Source organism: Amycolatopsis sp. NPDC102389 (genome assembly GCF_044765885.1).
Classification (GTDB): domain Bacteria; phylum Actinomycetota; class Actinomycetes; order Mycobacteriales; family Pseudonocardiaceae; genus Amycolatopsis.
The window spans coordinates 77,567-94,452 of the sequence record NZ_JBIWKX010000032.1; the positions used below are offsets into that span (position 1 = coordinate 77,567).

General features: G+C 69.6%; 13 protein-coding genes. 7 read left to right on the plus strand and 6 right to left on the minus strand.

Annotated elements, in window-relative coordinates; translation table 11 throughout:
* Both ACIRGA_RS25260 and ACIRGA_RS25265 read left to right on the plus strand, forming a co-directional pair.
* Entirely contained in the window at window positions 1–699 is a 699-nt protein-coding gene (locus tag ACIRGA_RS25260; protein WP_400945061.1) for a TetR/AcrR family transcriptional regulator, read from the plus strand.
* 99 nt (window positions 700–798) lie between these two features.
* Complete coding sequence (locus ACIRGA_RS25265; protein WP_400945063.1) at window positions 799–1,740, plus strand: alpha/beta hydrolase-fold protein; 942 nt, start codon at window positions 799–801, stop codon at window positions 1,738–1,740.
* Here the strand turns inward: ACIRGA_RS25265 and ACIRGA_RS25270 are convergent.
* The 6 genes from ACIRGA_RS25270 to tig all read right to left on the minus strand — a co-directional run bounded on the left by ACIRGA_RS25270 (window position 1,737) and on the right by tig (window position 7,579).
* Window positions 1,737–2,657 (minus strand): anti-sigma factor RsbA family regulatory protein, encoded by a 921-nt coding sequence (locus ACIRGA_RS25270; RefSeq protein ID WP_400945065.1) that lies wholly within the window; start codon window positions 2,655–2,657, stop codon window positions 1,737–1,739. The genes ACIRGA_RS25265 and ACIRGA_RS25270 overlap by 4 nt on opposite strands.
* A gap of 75 nt (window positions 2,658–2,732) precedes the next feature.
* Window positions 2,733–3,113, minus strand: coding sequence for a hypothetical protein (locus ACIRGA_RS25275; protein ID WP_400945067.1), 381 nt, complete (start codon window positions 3,111–3,113; stop codon window positions 2,733–2,735).
* A 103-nt stretch (window positions 3,114–3,216) separates the two neighbouring features.
* Window positions 3,217–4,512: an ATP-dependent Clp protease ATP-binding subunit ClpX gene (gene clpX / locus ACIRGA_RS25280; RefSeq protein ID WP_400945069.1), complete on the minus strand. Its 1,296-nt coding sequence runs from the start codon at window positions 4,510–4,512 to the stop codon at window positions 3,217–3,219.
* A 221-nt stretch (window positions 4,513–4,733) separates the two neighbouring features.
* Window positions 4,734–5,405: an ATP-dependent Clp protease proteolytic subunit gene (locus ACIRGA_RS25285; RefSeq protein WP_016332354.1), complete on the minus strand. Its 672-nt coding sequence runs from the start codon at window positions 5,403–5,405 to the stop codon at window positions 4,734–4,736.
* Between the two features lie 28 nt (window positions 5,406–5,433).
* A complete protein-coding gene (locus ACIRGA_RS25290; RefSeq protein ID WP_016332353.1) occupies window positions 5,434–6,036 on the minus strand; it encodes a ClpP family protease in 603 nt (200 codons plus the stop codon).
* A 172-nt stretch (window positions 6,037–6,208) separates the two neighbouring features.
* Window positions 6,209–7,579 (minus strand): trigger factor, encoded by a 1,371-nt coding sequence (gene tig, locus ACIRGA_RS25295; RefSeq protein ID WP_400945072.1) that lies wholly within the window; start codon window positions 7,577–7,579, stop codon window positions 6,209–6,211.
* 453 nt (window positions 7,580–8,032) lie between these two features.
* On the opposite strand from tig, the gene ACIRGA_RS25300 reads away from it, so the two are divergent.
* The 5 genes from ACIRGA_RS25300 (at window position 8,033) to ACIRGA_RS25320 (ending at window position 16,765) form a co-directional block, all read left to right on the plus strand.
* Complete coding sequence (locus ACIRGA_RS25300; protein ID WP_400945104.1) at window positions 8,033–10,045, plus strand: fatty acid desaturase; 2,013 nt, start codon at window positions 8,033–8,035, stop codon at window positions 10,043–10,045.
* 162 nt (window positions 10,046–10,207) lie between these two features.
* Window positions 10,208–11,728, plus strand: coding sequence for a sensor histidine kinase (locus ACIRGA_RS25305; protein WP_400945074.1), 1,521 nt, complete (start codon window positions 10,208–10,210; stop codon window positions 11,726–11,728).
* A gap of 10 nt (window positions 11,729–11,738) precedes the next feature.
* Window positions 11,739–13,586 carry an ArnT family glycosyltransferase gene (locus tag ACIRGA_RS25310; protein WP_400945076.1) on the plus strand — a complete coding sequence of 616 codons (1,848 nt, stop codon included), beginning with the start codon at window positions 11,739–11,741 and terminating at the stop codon, window positions 13,584–13,586.
* Window positions 13,587–13,660: 74 nt separating this feature from the next.
* The gene (locus ACIRGA_RS25315; RefSeq protein WP_400945078.1) at window positions 13,661–14,911 is read left to right on the plus strand and encodes a glycosyltransferase; all 1,251 of its coding nucleotides are present in this window, start codon (window positions 13,661–13,663) and stop codon (window positions 14,909–14,911) included.
* A gap of 3 nt (window positions 14,912–14,914) precedes the next feature.
* Window positions 14,915–16,765, plus strand: coding sequence for a glycosyltransferase family 39 protein (locus tag ACIRGA_RS25320; protein ID WP_400945080.1), 1,851 nt, complete (start codon window positions 14,915–14,917; stop codon window positions 16,763–16,765).
* Window positions 16,766–16,886 lie beyond the last annotated feature (121 nt).

The following is a 16,886-nucleotide window of genomic DNA, read 5'->3' on the forward strand; positions in this document are numbered from 1 at the left end:
ATGGCACCGAAACCTTCGGCCGCCGAGGTCAAGCGCAAGCTGATCGAGGCGGCGATCCGGCTGCTTTCGGACGGCGGCCCGGAGGCACTCCAGGCCCGCAAGCTGGCGGCCGAGATCGGCGCGTCCACCATGGCCGTGTACACCCACTTCGGCGGGATGGGCGCGCTCGTGGACGAAGTCGCGCGCGAGGGATTCCGGCGGCTGTCGGCGAATCTGGGCGAGGTCGAGGAGACCGCCGACCCGGCGGCCGACATCCTCACCCTGGCGCTGGCGTACCGGCGGACCGTGCTGGACGAACCGCACCTCTACGCGGTGACCTTCGGCCAGAGCCAGCCCAACGGGCAGAAGGCGACCCTGGGCGACATGACCAGCGAGGAGACCCGCCAGAACGCCAGCGAAGAGGGCATCGAGGCCTTCGGCTACCTCGTCCGCGCCGCGAAACGGGTGATCGACGCCGGCCGGTTCCGCCCCGCCCCGGAGTTCGAAGTCGCCGCCCAGCTCTGGAGCGCCGTGCACGGCTACATCACGCTGGAGGTCGCCGGCCACTTCGGCGACGGCGAGAATGGTGTGGACCACATCCTGATTCCCCTGGCCACCGCCTTGGGCGTGGGTCTGGGCGACACTTACGAGGCCGCGACGCGGTCCGCGCGGGTCTCGATCGAGGCGTGGCGCGCGAAAGAGGGAAACATCGGCACCTGATCCGGCGATACCCCGGTCACAGGTCGGTGAACCGTGCAACCTTCGAGCGGAAACGCGCGTCTGACCTGGTGGAAGCTCAACACGGGGGAACGGGGATCGGTGAACGAGGACGACCAGGGGCACACGACGCTGCCGGGGGTGGACGGTGCCCGCCGGTGGCTGAGCCGTCGTTCCGTGCTGATCGCGGGTGCCTCCGGTCTCGGCGTCGCCGGGCTCGCCGCCGGAACCGCCACCGGAGCCCTGCCGTTCAGCGAAGCGCTCCAGCGGGCGCTCGGCGTCGCGTCGCCGACCCCGGCCACCCAGCTGGGCAGCCCCCGTGTCGAACGCGTCTACTCCGAAGCCCGCGGCCGCGAGGTCGATCTCGTGCTCATGCTGCCCACCAAGGCGCCGCCCAAGGGCCTGCCGATGTCGCTGATGCTGCACGGCCTCCACGGCACCGCGCGGCACGCGGCCCCGACAGGGCTGCTGAAGCAGCTCGGCAGCGACGTCGCCCGCAAGGCCGTGCCCCCGTTCGGGTTCGTCGCCGTCGACGGCGGTGACCACTACTGGCACGAGAACAAACCGGGCGACAACCCGATGGCGATGCTGCTCGAAGAGGTCCCCCGCTGGCTGGCCGCCCGCGGCCTCGGCGGCCGGGACGGGCTGCCGTTCGCCGCCACCGGGCTTTCGATGGGCGGCTTCGGCGCACTGCTGTACACCCGGCGCCGTCTGGAACGCCGTCGCCCGCCCGCCGCGGTCGCGGCCCTCGCGCCCGCGCTGATCACCTCGTGGGCCGAGATGAGCAAACGACGCGCGTTCCGCGACGCCGCCGACTGGGGCTCGCTGGACCCGCTGCGCCACATCGACGTCACCAAAAGCGTGCCGACCGGGATCTGGTGCGGGACCGAAGACCCGTTCATCGGCGGGGTACGGAAGTTCATCTCCGAGGCGCGGCCCATGGTCGCGCACACCGCGCGCGGCAAACACGGCGACACCTTCAACCGGACGGTCGTGCCGAGCCTGATCGCGTTCCTCGGCAAGCACGTCCCGAAGAACGCCTAGGCGCGGAAGTAGATCCTGGTCACGGTCCAGCCCGGTCTGAGGTACTGCCGGACCAGGTCGGCGACCTGGTTCACCAGCACCAGACCGCGGCCGCCGATCTGTCCCGGCGAGGCGGGACGGCGGCCCGCCAGCGGATCGCTCAGCGTGCCTTCGTCGATGACCTCGCAGAGCACGTAGCCCTCTTCACGCCAGATGCGGACGACGCCGTGACCGGAACCGTGCAGCACGCTGTTGGCGGACAGTTCCGCCACCGCGAGTACGAGGTCTTCCACCCGCTCCCGCTCGAGTCCGCTCTCCACGGCCCGGACCTGCGCGAAACTCCGCACCGCGCCGAGCCGGGCGAGGTCGAAGCGGAACGCGTCGGCCGCCCGCGGTTCGGGCAGCGGGAGGTTGTACTTCTCGACGACCGCGTCGGGGGCGTAACCCGCGCTCGGGCGATCCCCTCCGGCGCCGGAGAGGGTCGGATGGGTCCGCTCGGCGTCGGCCAGGACGTCGTCTTCGAGCCGGTTCCGGTCGTACGGGCAAAGAATGCCGAGCTCACGCTCCCCGAAGGCGAAGTTGATCAGCGCCTCGTGCTGCGCGCACGCCGGGTACTCGAGAGCCGACCGGCCCGCCCAGATCGGCTCGCCGATGATCCGGACCGGGCCAGGGCGGTTGTCCGCGAACGCGAGCAGCACACCCGGGAGGATGCGGCCCGGGTTGCGGCCCGCCTCGGTCATGTCGATGAGCTCGACCTCGGCGGCGGAATCGCCCAGGGCCGCTTCGATCAGCGTCAGGTTCCGGCCGGGGACGGCCACCGCGACGGGCTCGCCGAGCTTCAAACCCTCCAGGATGTACGGAACCGTACCGTCCAGGTACTCGGCGTCACCGGAGTAGAGCAGGCCCACGTGGGAGAAGGGGCCCGCGGTGACTGTCACGGACTCGTCTTACCCCGTGTAGACGATTCTGAAACCCTGCTAACGGAGGGAAGTCCGGAAACGGAGCCGGGCCGATCAGCCGAGCCAACGTCCCGCCATCGAGATCAACCAGAAGCCGGCGAGCGTCGCGCCGGTGAACAGCCCGGTCCAGGCGACGAGCGGCTGGTTCGCCTCCGCGCTCCGCGCCGCCTTGAGCCGGACTAGCGCGTACGCCGAAACGGCGAAGAACGGCAGCGGGATCAGCGGCAGGGGCGACAACCGGACGACACCGGCCACCAGGCAGGTCGCCACCAGCACGCCCAGCGCGATCGTCAGCGCGCGCGGGATCCACGGATGCCCGCGGTAGGCCCCGACGACGATGCGTTCGGTGAGTTCGACGAGTCCCCTGACTTCGCGTGGACTCGCGGCTGCCAGCTCGGGAGCCTCGTTCTCGTCCTTCGTGGGAGTCAGCGGCACCTTCGCATCCTATCCCGGTCCGGTCACCGGCCGGACCGGGCCGGAGAAACCGATGCCCCGGCCGGAGGGATCCGGCCGGGGCATCGGTGGGGAAAGCTCGCTCTCAGGCGGACTTCTCGCCGCGCTCGCTGCTGCGACGGCGTGACGGCTGACGTGCCACGATCGTCGGGTTCACGTTCTCGCGGACGGTCTGCTCGGTGATGACGACCTTCGCGACGTCGTCGCGGCTGGGGATGTCGTACATGACCGGCTGCAGGACCTCTTCCATGATCGCGCGGAGGCCACGGGCACCGGTGCCGCGGAGCACGGCCTGGTCGGCGATGGCCTCGAGCGCGGCCTTGGTGAACTCCAGCTCGACGTTGTCCATCTCGAAGAGCTTCTTGTACTGCTTCACCAGCGCGTTGCGCGGCGTGGTCAGGATGCTGACCAGCGAGTCCTTGTCGAGGTGGGTCACCGTCGCCACGACCGGGAGCCGGCCGATGAACTCCGGGATCAACCCGAACTTGATCAGGTCCTCCGGCATGGTGTCGGAGAAGATGTCGCTCTCGTCGATCTCGGCCTTGGTGCGGATCTCCGCGCCGAACCCGAGGCCGCGTTTGCCGACCCGCTCGTTGATGATCTTCTCCAGCCCGGCGAACGCGCCGGCCACGATGAACAGCACGTTCGTCGTGTCGATCTGGATGAACTCCTGGTGCGGGTGCTTGCGACCGCCCTGCGGGGGCACCGACGCTGTGGTGCCTTCGAGAATCTTCAGCAGCGCCTGCTGCACGCCCTCGCCCGACACGTCGCGGGTGATCGACGGGTTCTCCGACTTGCGGGCGATCTTGTCGACCTCGTCGATGTAGATGATGCCCGTCTCGGCGCGCTTGACGTCGTAATCCGCCGCCTGGATCAGCTTGAGCAGGATGTTCTCGACGTCCTCGCCCACATACCCGGCTTCGGTGAGCGCCGTGGCGTCCGCGATCGCGAACGGGACGTTCAGCATCTTCGCCAGGGTCTGGGCCAGGTAGGTCTTGCCGCAGCCCGTCGGGCCCAGCATCAGGATGTTGGACTTCGCCAGCTCGACGGTCTCGTCCTTGGAATCCTTCGGCCCGGCCTTGTCGTCGGACTGCACACGCTTGTAGTGGTTGTACACCGCCACGGCCAGCGATCGCTTCGCGTCGTCCTGGCCGATGATGTACTGCTCGAGGAACTCGTGGATCTCGGCGGGTTTGGGCAGCTCGTCGAGCTTGACCTCACCGGCCTCGGCCAGTTCCTCTTCGATGATCTCGTTGCAGAGATCGATGCACTCATCGCAGATGTAGACCCCGGGGCCGGCAATGAGCTTCTTCACCTGCTTTTGGCTCTTGCCGCAGAAAGAACATTTCAGCAGGTCGCCGCCGTCACCGATCCGTGCCATGGCCGTTGACCTCGTCCCCTCCGGCGCGATGTACGCGCCTGACTGTCTTACCGCCCCGGTCACGGATGACCGCTCGGAGCCTCACACACTGCCACTGACGGTACCCGTCCGATGCCGCCGACGGGAGAACCAACGTCACATCTGAGCACGCCAGAAGCTGACCATAGACCAGGGGTCCGGTGCGTGTCGTCACCCGACACGCACCGGTCCCCCTCCCGCGATCAGCTGCTCGAAGCCTTGCGGTACTCGAGCACCTCGTCGACGATCCCGTACGCCTTGGCCTCGTCGGCCGTCAGGATCTTGTCGCGCTCGATGTCCTTCTTGACCTCGTCGGCGTCCTTGTTCGTGTGCTTCGCCAGGATGACCTCCATCTGGCGCCGCACCCGCTGGATCTCGTTGGCCTGGATCTCCAGGTCCGACACCTGGCCGTAGGTGCCCTCGGTGGCGGGCTGGTGGATCAGCACGCGCGAGTTCGGCAGCGTGAACCGCTTGCCGGGGGTACCGGCGGCCAGCAGCACCGCGGCGGCCGAAGCGGCCTGGCCGATGCACATGGTGACGATGTCCGGGCGGACGTACTGCATCGTGTCGTAGATCGCCATCAGCGCGGTGAACGAGCCACCGGGCGAGTTGATCAGGATCATGATGTCGCGGTCCGGGTCCTCGTGCTCGAGGTGCAGCAACTGGACCATCACGTCGTTCGCCGACGCGTCGTCGATCTGCACGCCGAGCATGATCTGACGCTCTTCGTACAGCTTGTTGTACGGGTTCGATTCCTTGATGCCGTAGCTCGTGCGCTCGACGTACGAGGGCAGGACGTACCGCGACTGCGGCAGCTGGAGCCGCGACTGCATCCCGGGCGCCTGCGACCCGATCGGAAGCTGGAAGTTGCTCATTGAAATTCTCCTGTGTGCCGGGCGCGGATCAGCTGTTGGGAAGCGGGTTCTCACGAGTGAGGACCTGGTCCACGAAGCCGTAGTCCTTCGCCTCCTGCGCGGTGAACCAGCGGTCGCGGTCACCGTCCTTGACGATCTGCTCGACCGTCTGGCCGGTCTGCTCGGCGGTGATCCGGGCCAGCTCTTGCTTCCACTTGCCGAACACCTCGGCCTGGATGGCGATGTCGGAGGCCGTGCCGCCGACACCCGCCGAGGGCTGGTGCATGAGGATGCGCGCGTGCTGCAGCGCGTACCGCTTGCCGGGCGTGCCGGAGGAGAGCAGGAACTGCCCCATCGACGCGGCCAGGCCCATCGCGTAGGTCGCGACGTCCGGGCGGATCAGCTGCATGGTGTCGTAGATCGCGAAACCCGCGGTGACCGAGCCACCGGGCGAGTTGATGTAGAAGCGGATGTCCGACTCGGAGTCGTCTGCGTCGAGCAGCAACAACTGGGCGGTGATCCGGTTGGCGACCTCGTCGTTGACCTCGGAGCCGAGGACGACGATGCGCTCCTGGAGCAACCGCTCGAAGACCGAGTCGGTGAGGTTGAGCCCTGCGGTACCGGTCCGCGCCTGGGGCGTGTGCTGCGTCACGTCATGCCTGCCTTTTCGCCGACGGCGGCGGGTGGAACGTTCGCCGCCGCGTATGTCCAGATGCTTGAGGATCTTGCAACCGACCCTAACGAACTTGGGCGGTGCAGAATGCCTGACACCGCCCAAGTTCGCTTACAGCTTTACGGTCCGTTTCGCCCGGACCGGATATTCCCTACTCGGCCGCAGTCTTCGCGGTCTCCTCGGTGACCTGCGTCTCCTCGGCTGCGGGGCCGAAGAGCTCTTCGAGGTCGACCGTGGCGCCGGAAGCGTCGGTCACGGTGGTCTTGCGGACCACGGAGGCCAGCGCCTTGCCGCGGCGGACGTCGGCGTAGATCGCGGTCAGCTGACCGGACTGCTGCGCCCGCTGGACGTACTCGTCCGGGCTGACGCCGAAACGCTGCGCCTGGTAGATGATCCGCTCGGTGAGCTCGCCGTCGTTGACCGACGTCTGCTCGGCGTCGGCGATGCTGTCCAGCAGCAGCTGCGTGCGGACCGCCTTCTCCGACTCCTCACGGACCTCGGTGTCGAACTCTTCGATCGTGCGGCCTTCGGCCTCCAGCGCCTTCGCGAACTGCGCCTCGTCGTGGTCGAAGGGGTGGATCGCGTCGTGCTTGCGGTTCTCGATCTCGGCCTCGAGGACCTTCTCCGGGATCGCGACCTCGGTGCGCTCGAGCAGCTCCTCGAGGACCTTGTCGCGGGCCTGGACGCCCTGCTGCATCTTCTTGACGCGGCCGAGGCGGTCGCGAAGGTCGCCCTTCAGCTCGTCGATCGTGTCGAACTCGCTCGCCATCTGGGCGAACTCGTCGTCCGCCTCGGGCAGCTCGCGCTGCTTGATGGTCTGCACGGTGACGGTGACGTCGGCGTCCTTGCCCGCGTGCTCGCCGGCGACCAGCTTCGTGGTGAAGGTCTTGGTCTCGCCGGCCTTCGCGCCGATGATCGCCTCGTCGATGCCGTCGACGAGCTGGCCGGAGCCGATCTCGTAGGACAGCCCGGTGGTCGAAGCCTCCTCGACCTCCTGACCGTCGACGGTGGCCGCGAGGTCGATCGAGACGAAGTCGCCGTTCTCGGCCGGGCGGTCGACGCCGGTCAGGGTGCCGAAGCGGGCGCGCAGCTCGTCGAGCTGCTCGTCGACCTCGGTGTCGGTCAGTTCGACGTCGTCGACGCTGACCGCGAAGCCTTCGAGGTCGGGCAGCGAGATCTCCGGGCGGATGTCCACTTCGGCGGTGAACTCGAGGACCTCACGGTCCTCCAGCTTGGTCACCTCGAACTCGGGCTGGCCCAGCGTGCGGACCTCGCCCGCGCGCACGGCTTCCATGTACTTGGCCGGAATGACCTCGTTGACGACCTCGTCGAGCACCGGGGCTCGCCCGATCCGGCTTTCCAGCACGCGAGCCGGCGCCTTGCCCGGGCGGAAGCCGGGGATGCGCACCTGCTGGGCGATCTTGCGGTAGGCGCGGTCGAAGTTCGGCTTGAGCTCGTCGAACGGCACCTCGACATTGATCTTGACTCGCGTCGGGCTGAGCTGCTCGACGGTGCTCTTCAACGTATTCTCCTCGAGCGGTAAACGATGTGTTTGAGCATCCGCATGTCTTCGACGGCGGATGTGCCCAGGTCACCTTGCAGACCGGGCCGTCCGAGTCTAGGCCGTGTCGCTTACCGGTCCGGGCCCGGGGCCACCAGCCCGCCCTCGCCGCCGGTCACAGGTTTCGAACAGCCTCGGACCAAGAGGCCTCCGACCACCCGATCGGACCAGTTTTCGGTTCTTCTCTGTTACGAACCGACCCTTTCCTGGACACGGATGCGTGCGACGCTTCACCATCGGGCGCCGTGACGAGGCGTTTCGGCACTCGGATGAAGTTTACAAACCAGTACTAATTGTCTACGGTGTGACGGCTTGTCCCGGTAGCCATCGGCCGAGGGGGAACGATCGATGACCATCGCCGTAACCCGGTCCGAGGACACGGGGGAATCGCCCGAGAGAAGACCCGGACGCGGTGTGCCCAAACCGCGGCTGCCGCTGCCGATGGTCTCGGTGCCGACGGTGCTGCTGTTCACCGGCGGCGCCATGGTCTGGACGGGCGCCACCTGGCTGGTCGTCACCGAAGCCGCGCCGCTCTGGGTGACCATTCCCCTGCACGCGCTCGTCACCTTCACCATGTTCACCGTGCTGCACGAATCGACGCATCACGCGGCCGGGCAGCTCACCTGGGTCAACGAACTGCTCGGCAGGCTCGCGATGCCGTTCGTGGCGGCCTACGGCTCCTTCCCCTTGGTGCGCTACATCCATCTCGAGCACCACCGCAACACCAACGAGGACGCGCACACCGACCCCGACGCCTGGACCGCGCACGGCCCCTGGTGGCAGTTGCCGCTGCGCTGGCTGACCATCGACTTCTGGTACGCCCGCTTCTACGTGGCTCGGCAGCGCACGCGGCCGCCGTCGGAGCGGATCGAGACCGCGGCCGTCGTCGCGCTGAGCCTCGCCGCCTTCGCCTGGCTGACGGTGAGCGGGTACGGCTGGGAACTGCTGATGGTCTACCTGATCCCGCAGCGCGTCGGGCTGGCCGTGCTGGCCTGGTGGTTCGACTGGCTCCCGCATCACGACCTCGGCGCGCAGCGGCAGAACCGGTTCGGCGCCACCCGCGTCCGCGTCGGGCTCGAATGGCTGATGACGCCGATCATGCTGTGCCAGAACTACCATCTGGTGCACCATCTCCACCCGGCGATCCCGTTCTACCGGTACCTGCGCACGTGGCGGGACAACCGCGACGCCTACCTCGCCAGGGACGTGCCGATCGCGACGCCGTGGGGCCGCGAGCTGACCTCGGCGGAGTACCGCGAATGGCGCCGGCTCACCGGCTCGTTCGACGAGGAACCGCCCGCACCCCAGCCCCTGCGGCCGAGCCGGTTCCACTCGCTGCGGGTCGCCGAGGTCCGGCCGCTGTGCGAGGGCGCCGTCACCGTGACGTTCGAAGTGCCGGAACGGCTGCGGGAGACCTTCAGGTTCGTTCCCGGCCAGCACCTCGTCATCCGCGCGGAGGTCGACGGGGAAGAGGTGCGGCGCGCCTACTCGATCTGCTCGACGCCGGACTCCGGTGTGCTGCGGATCGCGATCAAGCATCAGCTGGGCGGCGCGTTCTCGACGTTCGCCACCACGGAACTCGCGGCGGGCGACGTACTGGACGTTCTGCCGCCGGACGGGGAGTTCACGCTGACCCCGGAGCGGGGCCGGGCCGGCCGTTACGTCGCGCTCGCCGCGGGCAGCGGGATCACGCCGATCCTCTCGATCCTGACCGCCGCCCTGCGGAACGAACCGAACAGCAAGGCGACCTTGCTGTACATCAACACTTCCGGCGCCAGCACGATGTTCGCCGACGAGCTCGGCGCCCTCGCCGCCCGCCTCGGCGGACGGCTGCACGTGGTGCACTACCGCACCGACGAACGCGACCCGGACCTGCGCACGCAACGGATCGAGAAGCCGTTCGACATCGTCGGCGAGGCGCTGGCCATCTCGCACGAGCGCTACCAGCGCGGCCGCCTCGACAGCACCCGCCTCCGCGCGCTGCTGCAGGCGCGGCTGCACCCGGCGAAGGTGGACGACTGGTTCCTGTGCGGCCCGCGCGACCTCGTCGACATGGCCCGCCGGACACTGGCAGACCGGGACGTCCCTGAGGAGAACGTCCACTTCGAACTGTTCCAGGGCGCGCTTCCCGTCCGGCCCTCGCGGCGCCCTGGCTCGACCCTGACGGTGACCGCGGGCGGCAAGACCGTCGAAATCCCCGCGACGGTGGGCGAAACCGTGCTCAGCGCCGCGCTCCGGCACGGCGTCGACGCGCCGTACGCGTGCGTCGGCGGGGCTTGCGGCACCTGCCGCGCGACGGTGGTGCGAGGCGACGCGCGGATGGACGTGCACTACGCGCTCGGCGACGACGAGGTCGCGGCGGGGCGGATCCTGACCTGCCGGGCGGTGGCCACCTCTCCCGAACTGGCCGTGGACTACGACCGCTGACCCCTGCCTTCTCCGCGCGCCCCCAGGTAGTGAAGGCCTCCTTCACTACCCTCAGGGTAGGCAAGGAGGCCTTCACGGACCGGCGTTCCCGTGACCACAGCGCACAGCGGGCTCACAGGCGGGACACAACGCGCGCATACGACCGCGGCGCACCCTCGGGCCATGGCATCCGGTCCGACCACCGGCCCGCGCCGGTGGACCCGGCCCGGGCGGCTTTCCCTGCGCGCCAAGCTGACCGGCTCGATGGTGCTGCTGCTCACCTTCGTCTGCCTGGTGATCGGCGTCGCCAGCGAGATCGCCCTGCGGTCGTTCCTCACCCGCCAGATCGACGATCAGCTTTCGGCCGCGTCGGCCCGCGCCCACGACTTCGCGAACCGGCCACCGGAGGACGGCCTCGGTCCCAATCCGCTCAACGCGCCGGGCCAGGCCTCCGGGACGCTCAGCGTGCGCGTCTCCGGTGACCACGTGCTCTACGCGGGAGTCCTTACCGTGCAAGGACTTCCGCAAGGATTGTCGACCGAGCAGGAATCCGGGCTGTTCTCGATCCCGGCGGACCGGCCGCCGATGACGATGACGCTCAGCGGGCTCGGCGACTATCGCGTGCAAGCCGCCTCGATCCCCGGCGGCGTGGTCGTCACCGGGCTCCCGCTCGGGCCGATGCAGGACACGCTGGCCACCGTCGGATGGATCCTCTTCGGGGTCGCGGCGGCGGGGGTGACCGGCGCCGGTTTCCTCGGCGCGTTCGCCGTCCGGCGCACGCTACGGCCGCTCGACCGGGTCGCGGCGACCGCGGGCCGGGTGTCGGCGATGCGGCTCGACCGCGGTCAGGTCGCGCTTTCCGTGCGCGTGCCCGAGATCGACACCGATCCGCGGACCGAGGTCGGCCAGGTCGGTTCGGCGCTGAACCTCATGCTCGGGCATATCTCGCGGGCGCTGGAAGCCCGGCAGGCCAGTGAGACCCGGGTCCGCCGGTTCGTCGCCGACGCGAGCCACGAACTCCGCACCCCGCTCGCGGCGATCCGCGGGTACGCCGAACTCGCCGGCCGCGGCGGCGCGCAGGCGCCGCCGGAGATCGCGCGTTCACTGTCGCGGATCCACTCCGAGGCGGCCCGGATGACGACGCTGGTCGAGGACCTCCTCCTGCTGGCGAGACTCGACGCCGGGCGGCCGCTCGAAGCGGGCGAGGTCGACCTCGCCCGGCTGGCCGCGGACGCCGTCGGCGACGCGCACGTGGCGGGTCCGGGCCATCGATGGGAACTCCGGCTCCCGCCGGTCCCGGTCCTCGTCCGCGGCGACGTCCAGCGCCTGCACCAGGTGCTGGCGAACCTGCTGTCCAACGCGCGCACGCACACCCCGCCGGGTACCAGGGTGATCACCGCGCTGACCCGCGCGCACGGCGGGGCCGCGGTGCTCACCGTCACCGACGACGGCCCCGGTATCGACCCGGGCCTCCTGCCGAGCGTGTTCGAACGCTTCGCCCGCGGCGACTCCTCCCGGTCGCGGACGGCGGGGAGCACCGGGCTCGGGATGGCGATCGCGTCGGCCATCGTCGTGGCCCACCACGGCACGATCGAGGTGCACAGCCGTCCCGGGCGCACCGAGTTCGCCGTCCATCTGCCGGTGATCGAATCCTCACAGCGGGTGCACAGCTTCGGCACAACCACACCCCAGGTCGGCCCCTGACGCTGAGGCCATGACCCTCCTCGCCTCCCGCGACGAAGCCGATCGAACCGCTCCCCCCGCCCGAGGCAGGCCCGCCGACCCGCGCTGGGTCCGGCCGTCCCTTGCCGCGCTTCTGCTCGCGACAGCCGTGCTGTACCTGTGGAACCTCGGGGAATCCGGCTGGGCCAACGCCTTCTACTCGGCGGCCGCGCAGGCCGGATCGCTGAGCTGGAAGGCGTTGTTCTTCGGTTCCAGCGACGCCGCGAACGCGATCACGGTCGACAAGACACCGGCCGCGTTGTGGGTGATGAGCCTTTCCGCGCGCCTGTTCGGCGTCGACGCCTGGAGTGTCCTGGTGCCGCAGGCGTTGATGGGCGTCGGCTCGGTGGCGTTGCTGTACGCCGCCGTGCGCCGGACATCCGGTCCGGCCGCGGGGTTGCTGGCGGGCACCGTCCTCGCGCTCACCCCGGCCGCCGCGCTGATGTTCCGCTTCAACAACCCCGACGCGTTGCTCGTCCTGCTCCTGACCGCGGGCGCCTACTGCGTCGTCCGCGCGCTGGAGAAGGCGAGCCCGCGCTGGCTGGCGCTCGCCGGGGTCGCCGTCGGCTTCGGCTTCCTCGCCAAGATGCTGCAAGCGTTCCTGGTGCTGCCCGCGTTCGGGCTCGCCTACCTGATCGCCGCGCCGACATCGATGGGCAAACGCCTGCTGCACCTGTTCGGAGCCTTGAGCGCGACCCTCGTCTCCGCGGGCTGGTATCTCGCCGTCGTCGCGTTGTGGCCCGCCGCCGACCGGCCCTACATCGGTGGCTCGCAGGAGAACAGCCTGTGGGAGCTCGCTTTCGGCTACAACGGCTTCGGTCGCATCACCGGTGACGAAGTCGGCAGCGTCGGCGGGAATCCCAACGGCGGCTGGGGCGGCACGGGCTGGGATCGGTTGTTCGGCAGCGAGATGGCGGGCGGGATCGCCTGGCTCCTGCCTGCCGCCGCGGTCGCGCTGGCCGCCGGGCTGTGGTTCACGCGCCGGGCCCCGCGCACCGATCGCGGACGCGCGGCGCTGATCGTCTGGGGCGGCTGGTTCCAGGTGACCGCGGTGGTGTTCAGCTACATGGGCGGCATCATCCACGCGTACTACATGATCGCGCTCGCCCCGGCGGTCGCCGCGCTCGTCGGGATCGCGGGCACCCAATTGTGGCGTGCACGGGGGAATCCGGCCGCCGCGGGCGCGTTGAGCGCGGGAATCGGCCTCAGCGCTCTGACGGCGTATCTCCTGTTGTCGCGGCAATCCGACTGGCTCCCCGGGCTCGCGATCGCGATCCTCGTGGCCGGTCTGCTGTGCGCGTTCCTGGTGTTCTTCGCCTCGCGATTGCCTGACGTGGCAAGGCGTCTGGTCGCCGTCGGCGCGCTGGTCACCGTTCTCGCAGGCACCGGGGCGTACACGGTCGCGACCGCCGCCACTCCGCATTCCGGCGCGCTTCCCTCCGCCGGGCCGGATACGGGCCGGGGTATGCGGATGGGTGGCGGCGGGCTGCTCGGGACGAGCCTGCCCGGCGACGAGCTGGCCGCCCTGATCCGGCAGGACAGCGCGAAATACACCTGGGCGGCGGCGACCGTGGGCTCCAACAACGCCGCGGGCTATCAGCTGGGCAGCGGCGCGCCCATCATGGCCGTCGGCGGATTCAACGGCACGGACCCGGCTCCCACACTGGAACAGTTCCAGGAATACGTCCGAAGTGGACAGATCCACTACTTCCTCGGCGAAGGCATGATGATGCGCGGGGAGACCGGCAGCGACGCCGCCGAGCGGATCGCCGACTGGGTCGCGGAGACCTATACACCGACCACTGTGGACGGTGTCGCCGTCTACGACCTGAGCCGGTGAATCCCGTGACAGGACACAGCGACAGCACAGCTCGGGCACAAGGCGACCTCAGCGCGATGGCCGAGATTGACGCTATGACAACCGCGATCCTCTCCGGCGCCGACACCGGCCGCCCCGCCATCGCCCCGGACGGCTCCCCCGTGCTCGACGTCGTCATCCCGGTCTACAACGAGGAAGCCGACCTCGAACCGTGCATCCGGCGGCTGCACGCCCACCTCGTGGAGCAGTTCCCGTACCCGTTCCGGATCACCGTGGCGGACAACGCCAGCACCGACGGCACCCTGCGGGTGGCCGAACGGCTGAGCCGCGAGTTCGACGACGTCGAAGTCCGGCACCTCGACGAAAAGGGCCGCGGCCGCGCGTTGCGTGCCGTTTGGTCCACTTCGGACGCTCCGGTGCTCGCCTACATGGACGTCGACCTCTCGACCGATCTGGCCGCGCTCGGGCCACTCATCGCGCCATTGCTTTCCGGCCATTCCGATCTCGCCATCGGCAGCAGGCTCGCCCGCGGCGCGCGGGTGGTGCGCGGACCGAAGCGGGAGTTCATTTCCCGCTGCTACAACCTGATCCTGCGCGGCACGCTGGCGGCGAGGTTCAGCGACGCGCAATGCGGGTTCAAGGCGATCCGCGCCGACGTCGCCGAACGGCTGCTCCCCCACATCCAGGACACCGGCTGGTTCTTCGACACCGAGCTGCTCGTGCTGGCACAGAAGGCCGGGCTGCGGATCCACGAGGTGCCGGTCGACTGGGTGGACGACCCGGACTCGTCGGTGAACATCCTCGCCACCGCGACCGCCGACCTCAAAGGCATCGCACGGCTGACCAAGGCCACGATGACCGGGCGGATCCCGATCAGCGGTCTGCGCGAACAACTCGGCCGCGCGCCGATCCAGGTTCGGGCACCGGGGGTGGCACCGAGCCTCGTGCGGCAGCTGGTGCGATTCGCCGCCGTCGGGGTCGCCAGCACCGTCGCCTACCTCGTGCTTTTCCTGCTGCTACGGACGTTCACCGGCGCGCAGGCGGCGAACCTCTTCGCGCTGCTGGTGACCGCGATCGGCAACACCGCGCTCAACCGGCGCCTGACCTTCGGCATCCGCGGCAGGCAAGGCGCCGGGCTGCACCAGTTCCAGGGGCTCATCGTGTTCGGTCTCGGGCTCGCGCTCACCAGTGGCGCACTGGCACTGCTGCACACGATGACCGCGCCGGGGCTGGCGCTGGAGATCACCGCGCTCGTGCTCGCGAACCTCGCGGCCACCGTCCTGCGCTTCCTGCTGCTGCGCGGCTGGGTGTTCCGCCGCCGTCCCGCCACCGAGATGGAGAGCTGATCCATGACCACCGCACTCGCTTCCCGGGCGGAACCCGGCCACGTCGGGGAAAACGCCACGAAGCCACCCGGCCGATGGGTCCGGCCGTCCGTTTTCGGCCTGCTCGCCGCCACCGCGCTGCTGTACTTCTGGAATCTGACCGCCTCCGGCTACGGCAACTCGTTCTACGCGGCGGCCGTGCAATCGGGCACACAGGACTGGAAGGCGTGGCTGTTCGGTTCCCTCGACGCGGGGAACGTGCTGACCGTCGACAAACCACCGGCCGCGCTCTGGGTCACGACGGCGTTCGCCCGGCTCTTCGGTTTCTCCAGCTTCACCGTGCTGGCCCCGCAGGCGCTGATGGGCGTCGCTTCGGTCGGTTTGCTGTACCTGACGGTGAAACGGACCTCCGGACCGGTCGCCGGTCTGTTCGCCGGGGCGGCGCTCGCCGTCACGCCGGTCGCCGCGCTCATGTTCAAGTTCAACAACCCGGACGCGCTGCTGACGCTGCTGCTGATCGCCGGCGGCTACTGCACGATCCGCGCGATCGAAAAGGCGAGCCCGCGTTGGCTGGCCTTCGCCGGCGTCGCCATCGGATTCGGCTTCCTGACCAAGATGATGCAGGCGTTCCTGGTGCTGCCCGCGTTCGGGCTCGCGTACCTGGTCGCGGCGCCGACCTCGCTCGGCAAACGCCTGCTGCACTTGGCCGGCGCGGTGGCCGCGGTGGTCGTCTCGGCGGGCTGGTTCATCGCGCTGGTCGATCTGTGGCCGACCGATTCGCGGCCGTACATCGGCGGCTCGGACGGAGACAGCCTGCTCGAACTGGCCTTGGGCTACAACGGGCTCGGCCGGATCTTCGGCATGGGCGGCGGCATGATGGTCGGCGGCCCCGGCGGCTCCGTGAGTTCCGGCGGCGGGAATGTCGGCTTCGGCGGCGAGAGCGGCCTGACCCGGATGTTCGGCGCCAGCTTCGGCGGCGAGGTGTCGTGGCTGCTGCCCGCCGCGCTGATCGGGCTGGTCGCCGGGCTGTGGTTCACCAGGCGGGCCGCCGGGACCGACCGGACTCGGGCCGCGTTGATCGTTTGGGGCGGCTGGATGCTCGTCACCGCGCTGGTGTTCAGTTTCATGAGCGGGATCGTGCACCCGTACTACGCGGTCGCGCTGGCGCCGTCGATCGCCGCGGTGGTGGCGATCTCCGGGACCTCGCTGTGGCGCGGCCGGGCACACCTCGCGCCCCGCGTGTTCCTGTCGCTGATGATCGCGGCCAGCGCCGTCTGGGCGTACATCCTCTTGGACCGTGACGCGGACTGGCTGCCCGCCCTGCGCTGGACCATTGTCGCGCTCGGCCTGGTGACCGCCACCGTCGTGCTGGTGGGTGTCCCGCCGCTGCGCAAGCTTGTCGCCGTCGTCGCGACGGTCAGCGTGCTGACCATCGGTCTCGGCACCACCGCGTACGGCATCGAAACCGCTTCGCAGTCGCATTCCGGCTCGATCCCGATCTCCGGCCCGTCCACCGGTGGCGAGCGGGGAATGGGTATGGGAATGGAAGAGGATTCCTCGGCGGAGATCGGGGCCGCACTCGCGGCGACCACGACGAAATGGGCGGCCGCGACGGCGAGTTCGCAGTCGGCGGCGAGTCTCGAGCTCGCGAGCGGGAAGTCGGTGATCGGCATCGGCGGCTGGAGCGGCTCGGATCCGGCGCCGACGCTGGCGGAATTCCAGCAGTACGTGGCGAACGGCGACATCACCTACTACGTCGAGGGCGGCCGTGGCGGCGGGCCGGGTGGCGGCTCGAACGAGATCGCCGAATGGGTCGCCGCGAACTTCACCGCCACCACGGTCGGCGAACAGACGGTGTACCGCCTGCTCTCTTAAAGAGGGGTAAGTCAAACGTGGCATGGTCGGTGCGGGTGGGTCGTGGGGGGGGGGGGGGGGGGGGGGGGCCCACCCCCCCCCCCCCCCCCACACCCCCCCCACCCCCCACCACCCCAACCCC

Bases quoted from the DNA above. Each gene is read 5' to 3' on its own strand.
- ACIRGA_RS25260 (WP_400945061.1), top strand. From the start codon at position 1: ATGGCACCGAAACCTTCGGCCGCCGAGGTCAAGCGCAAGCTGATCGAG.
- clpX (WP_400945069.1), bottom strand. From the start codon at position 4,512: ATGGCACGGATCGGTGACGGCGGCGACCTGCTGAAATGTTCTTTCTGC.
- ACIRGA_RS25285 (WP_016332354.1), bottom strand. From the start codon at position 5,405: ATGAGCAACTTCCAGCTTCCGATCGGGTCGCAGGCGCCCGGGATGCAG.
- ACIRGA_RS25305 (WP_400945074.1), top strand. From the start codon at position 10,208: ATGGCATCCGGTCCGACCACCGGCCCGCGCCGGTGGACCCGGCCCGGG.
- ACIRGA_RS25310 (WP_400945076.1), top strand. From the start codon at position 11,739: ATGACCCTCCTCGCCTCCCGCGACGAAGCCGATCGAACCGCTCCCCCC.
- ACIRGA_RS25315 (WP_400945078.1), top strand. From the start codon at position 13,661: ATGACAACCGCGATCCTCTCCGGCGCCGACACCGGCCGCCCCGCCATC.
- ACIRGA_RS25320 (WP_400945080.1), top strand. From the start codon at position 14,915: ATGACCACCGCACTCGCTTCCCGGGCGGAACCCGGCCACGTCGGGGAA.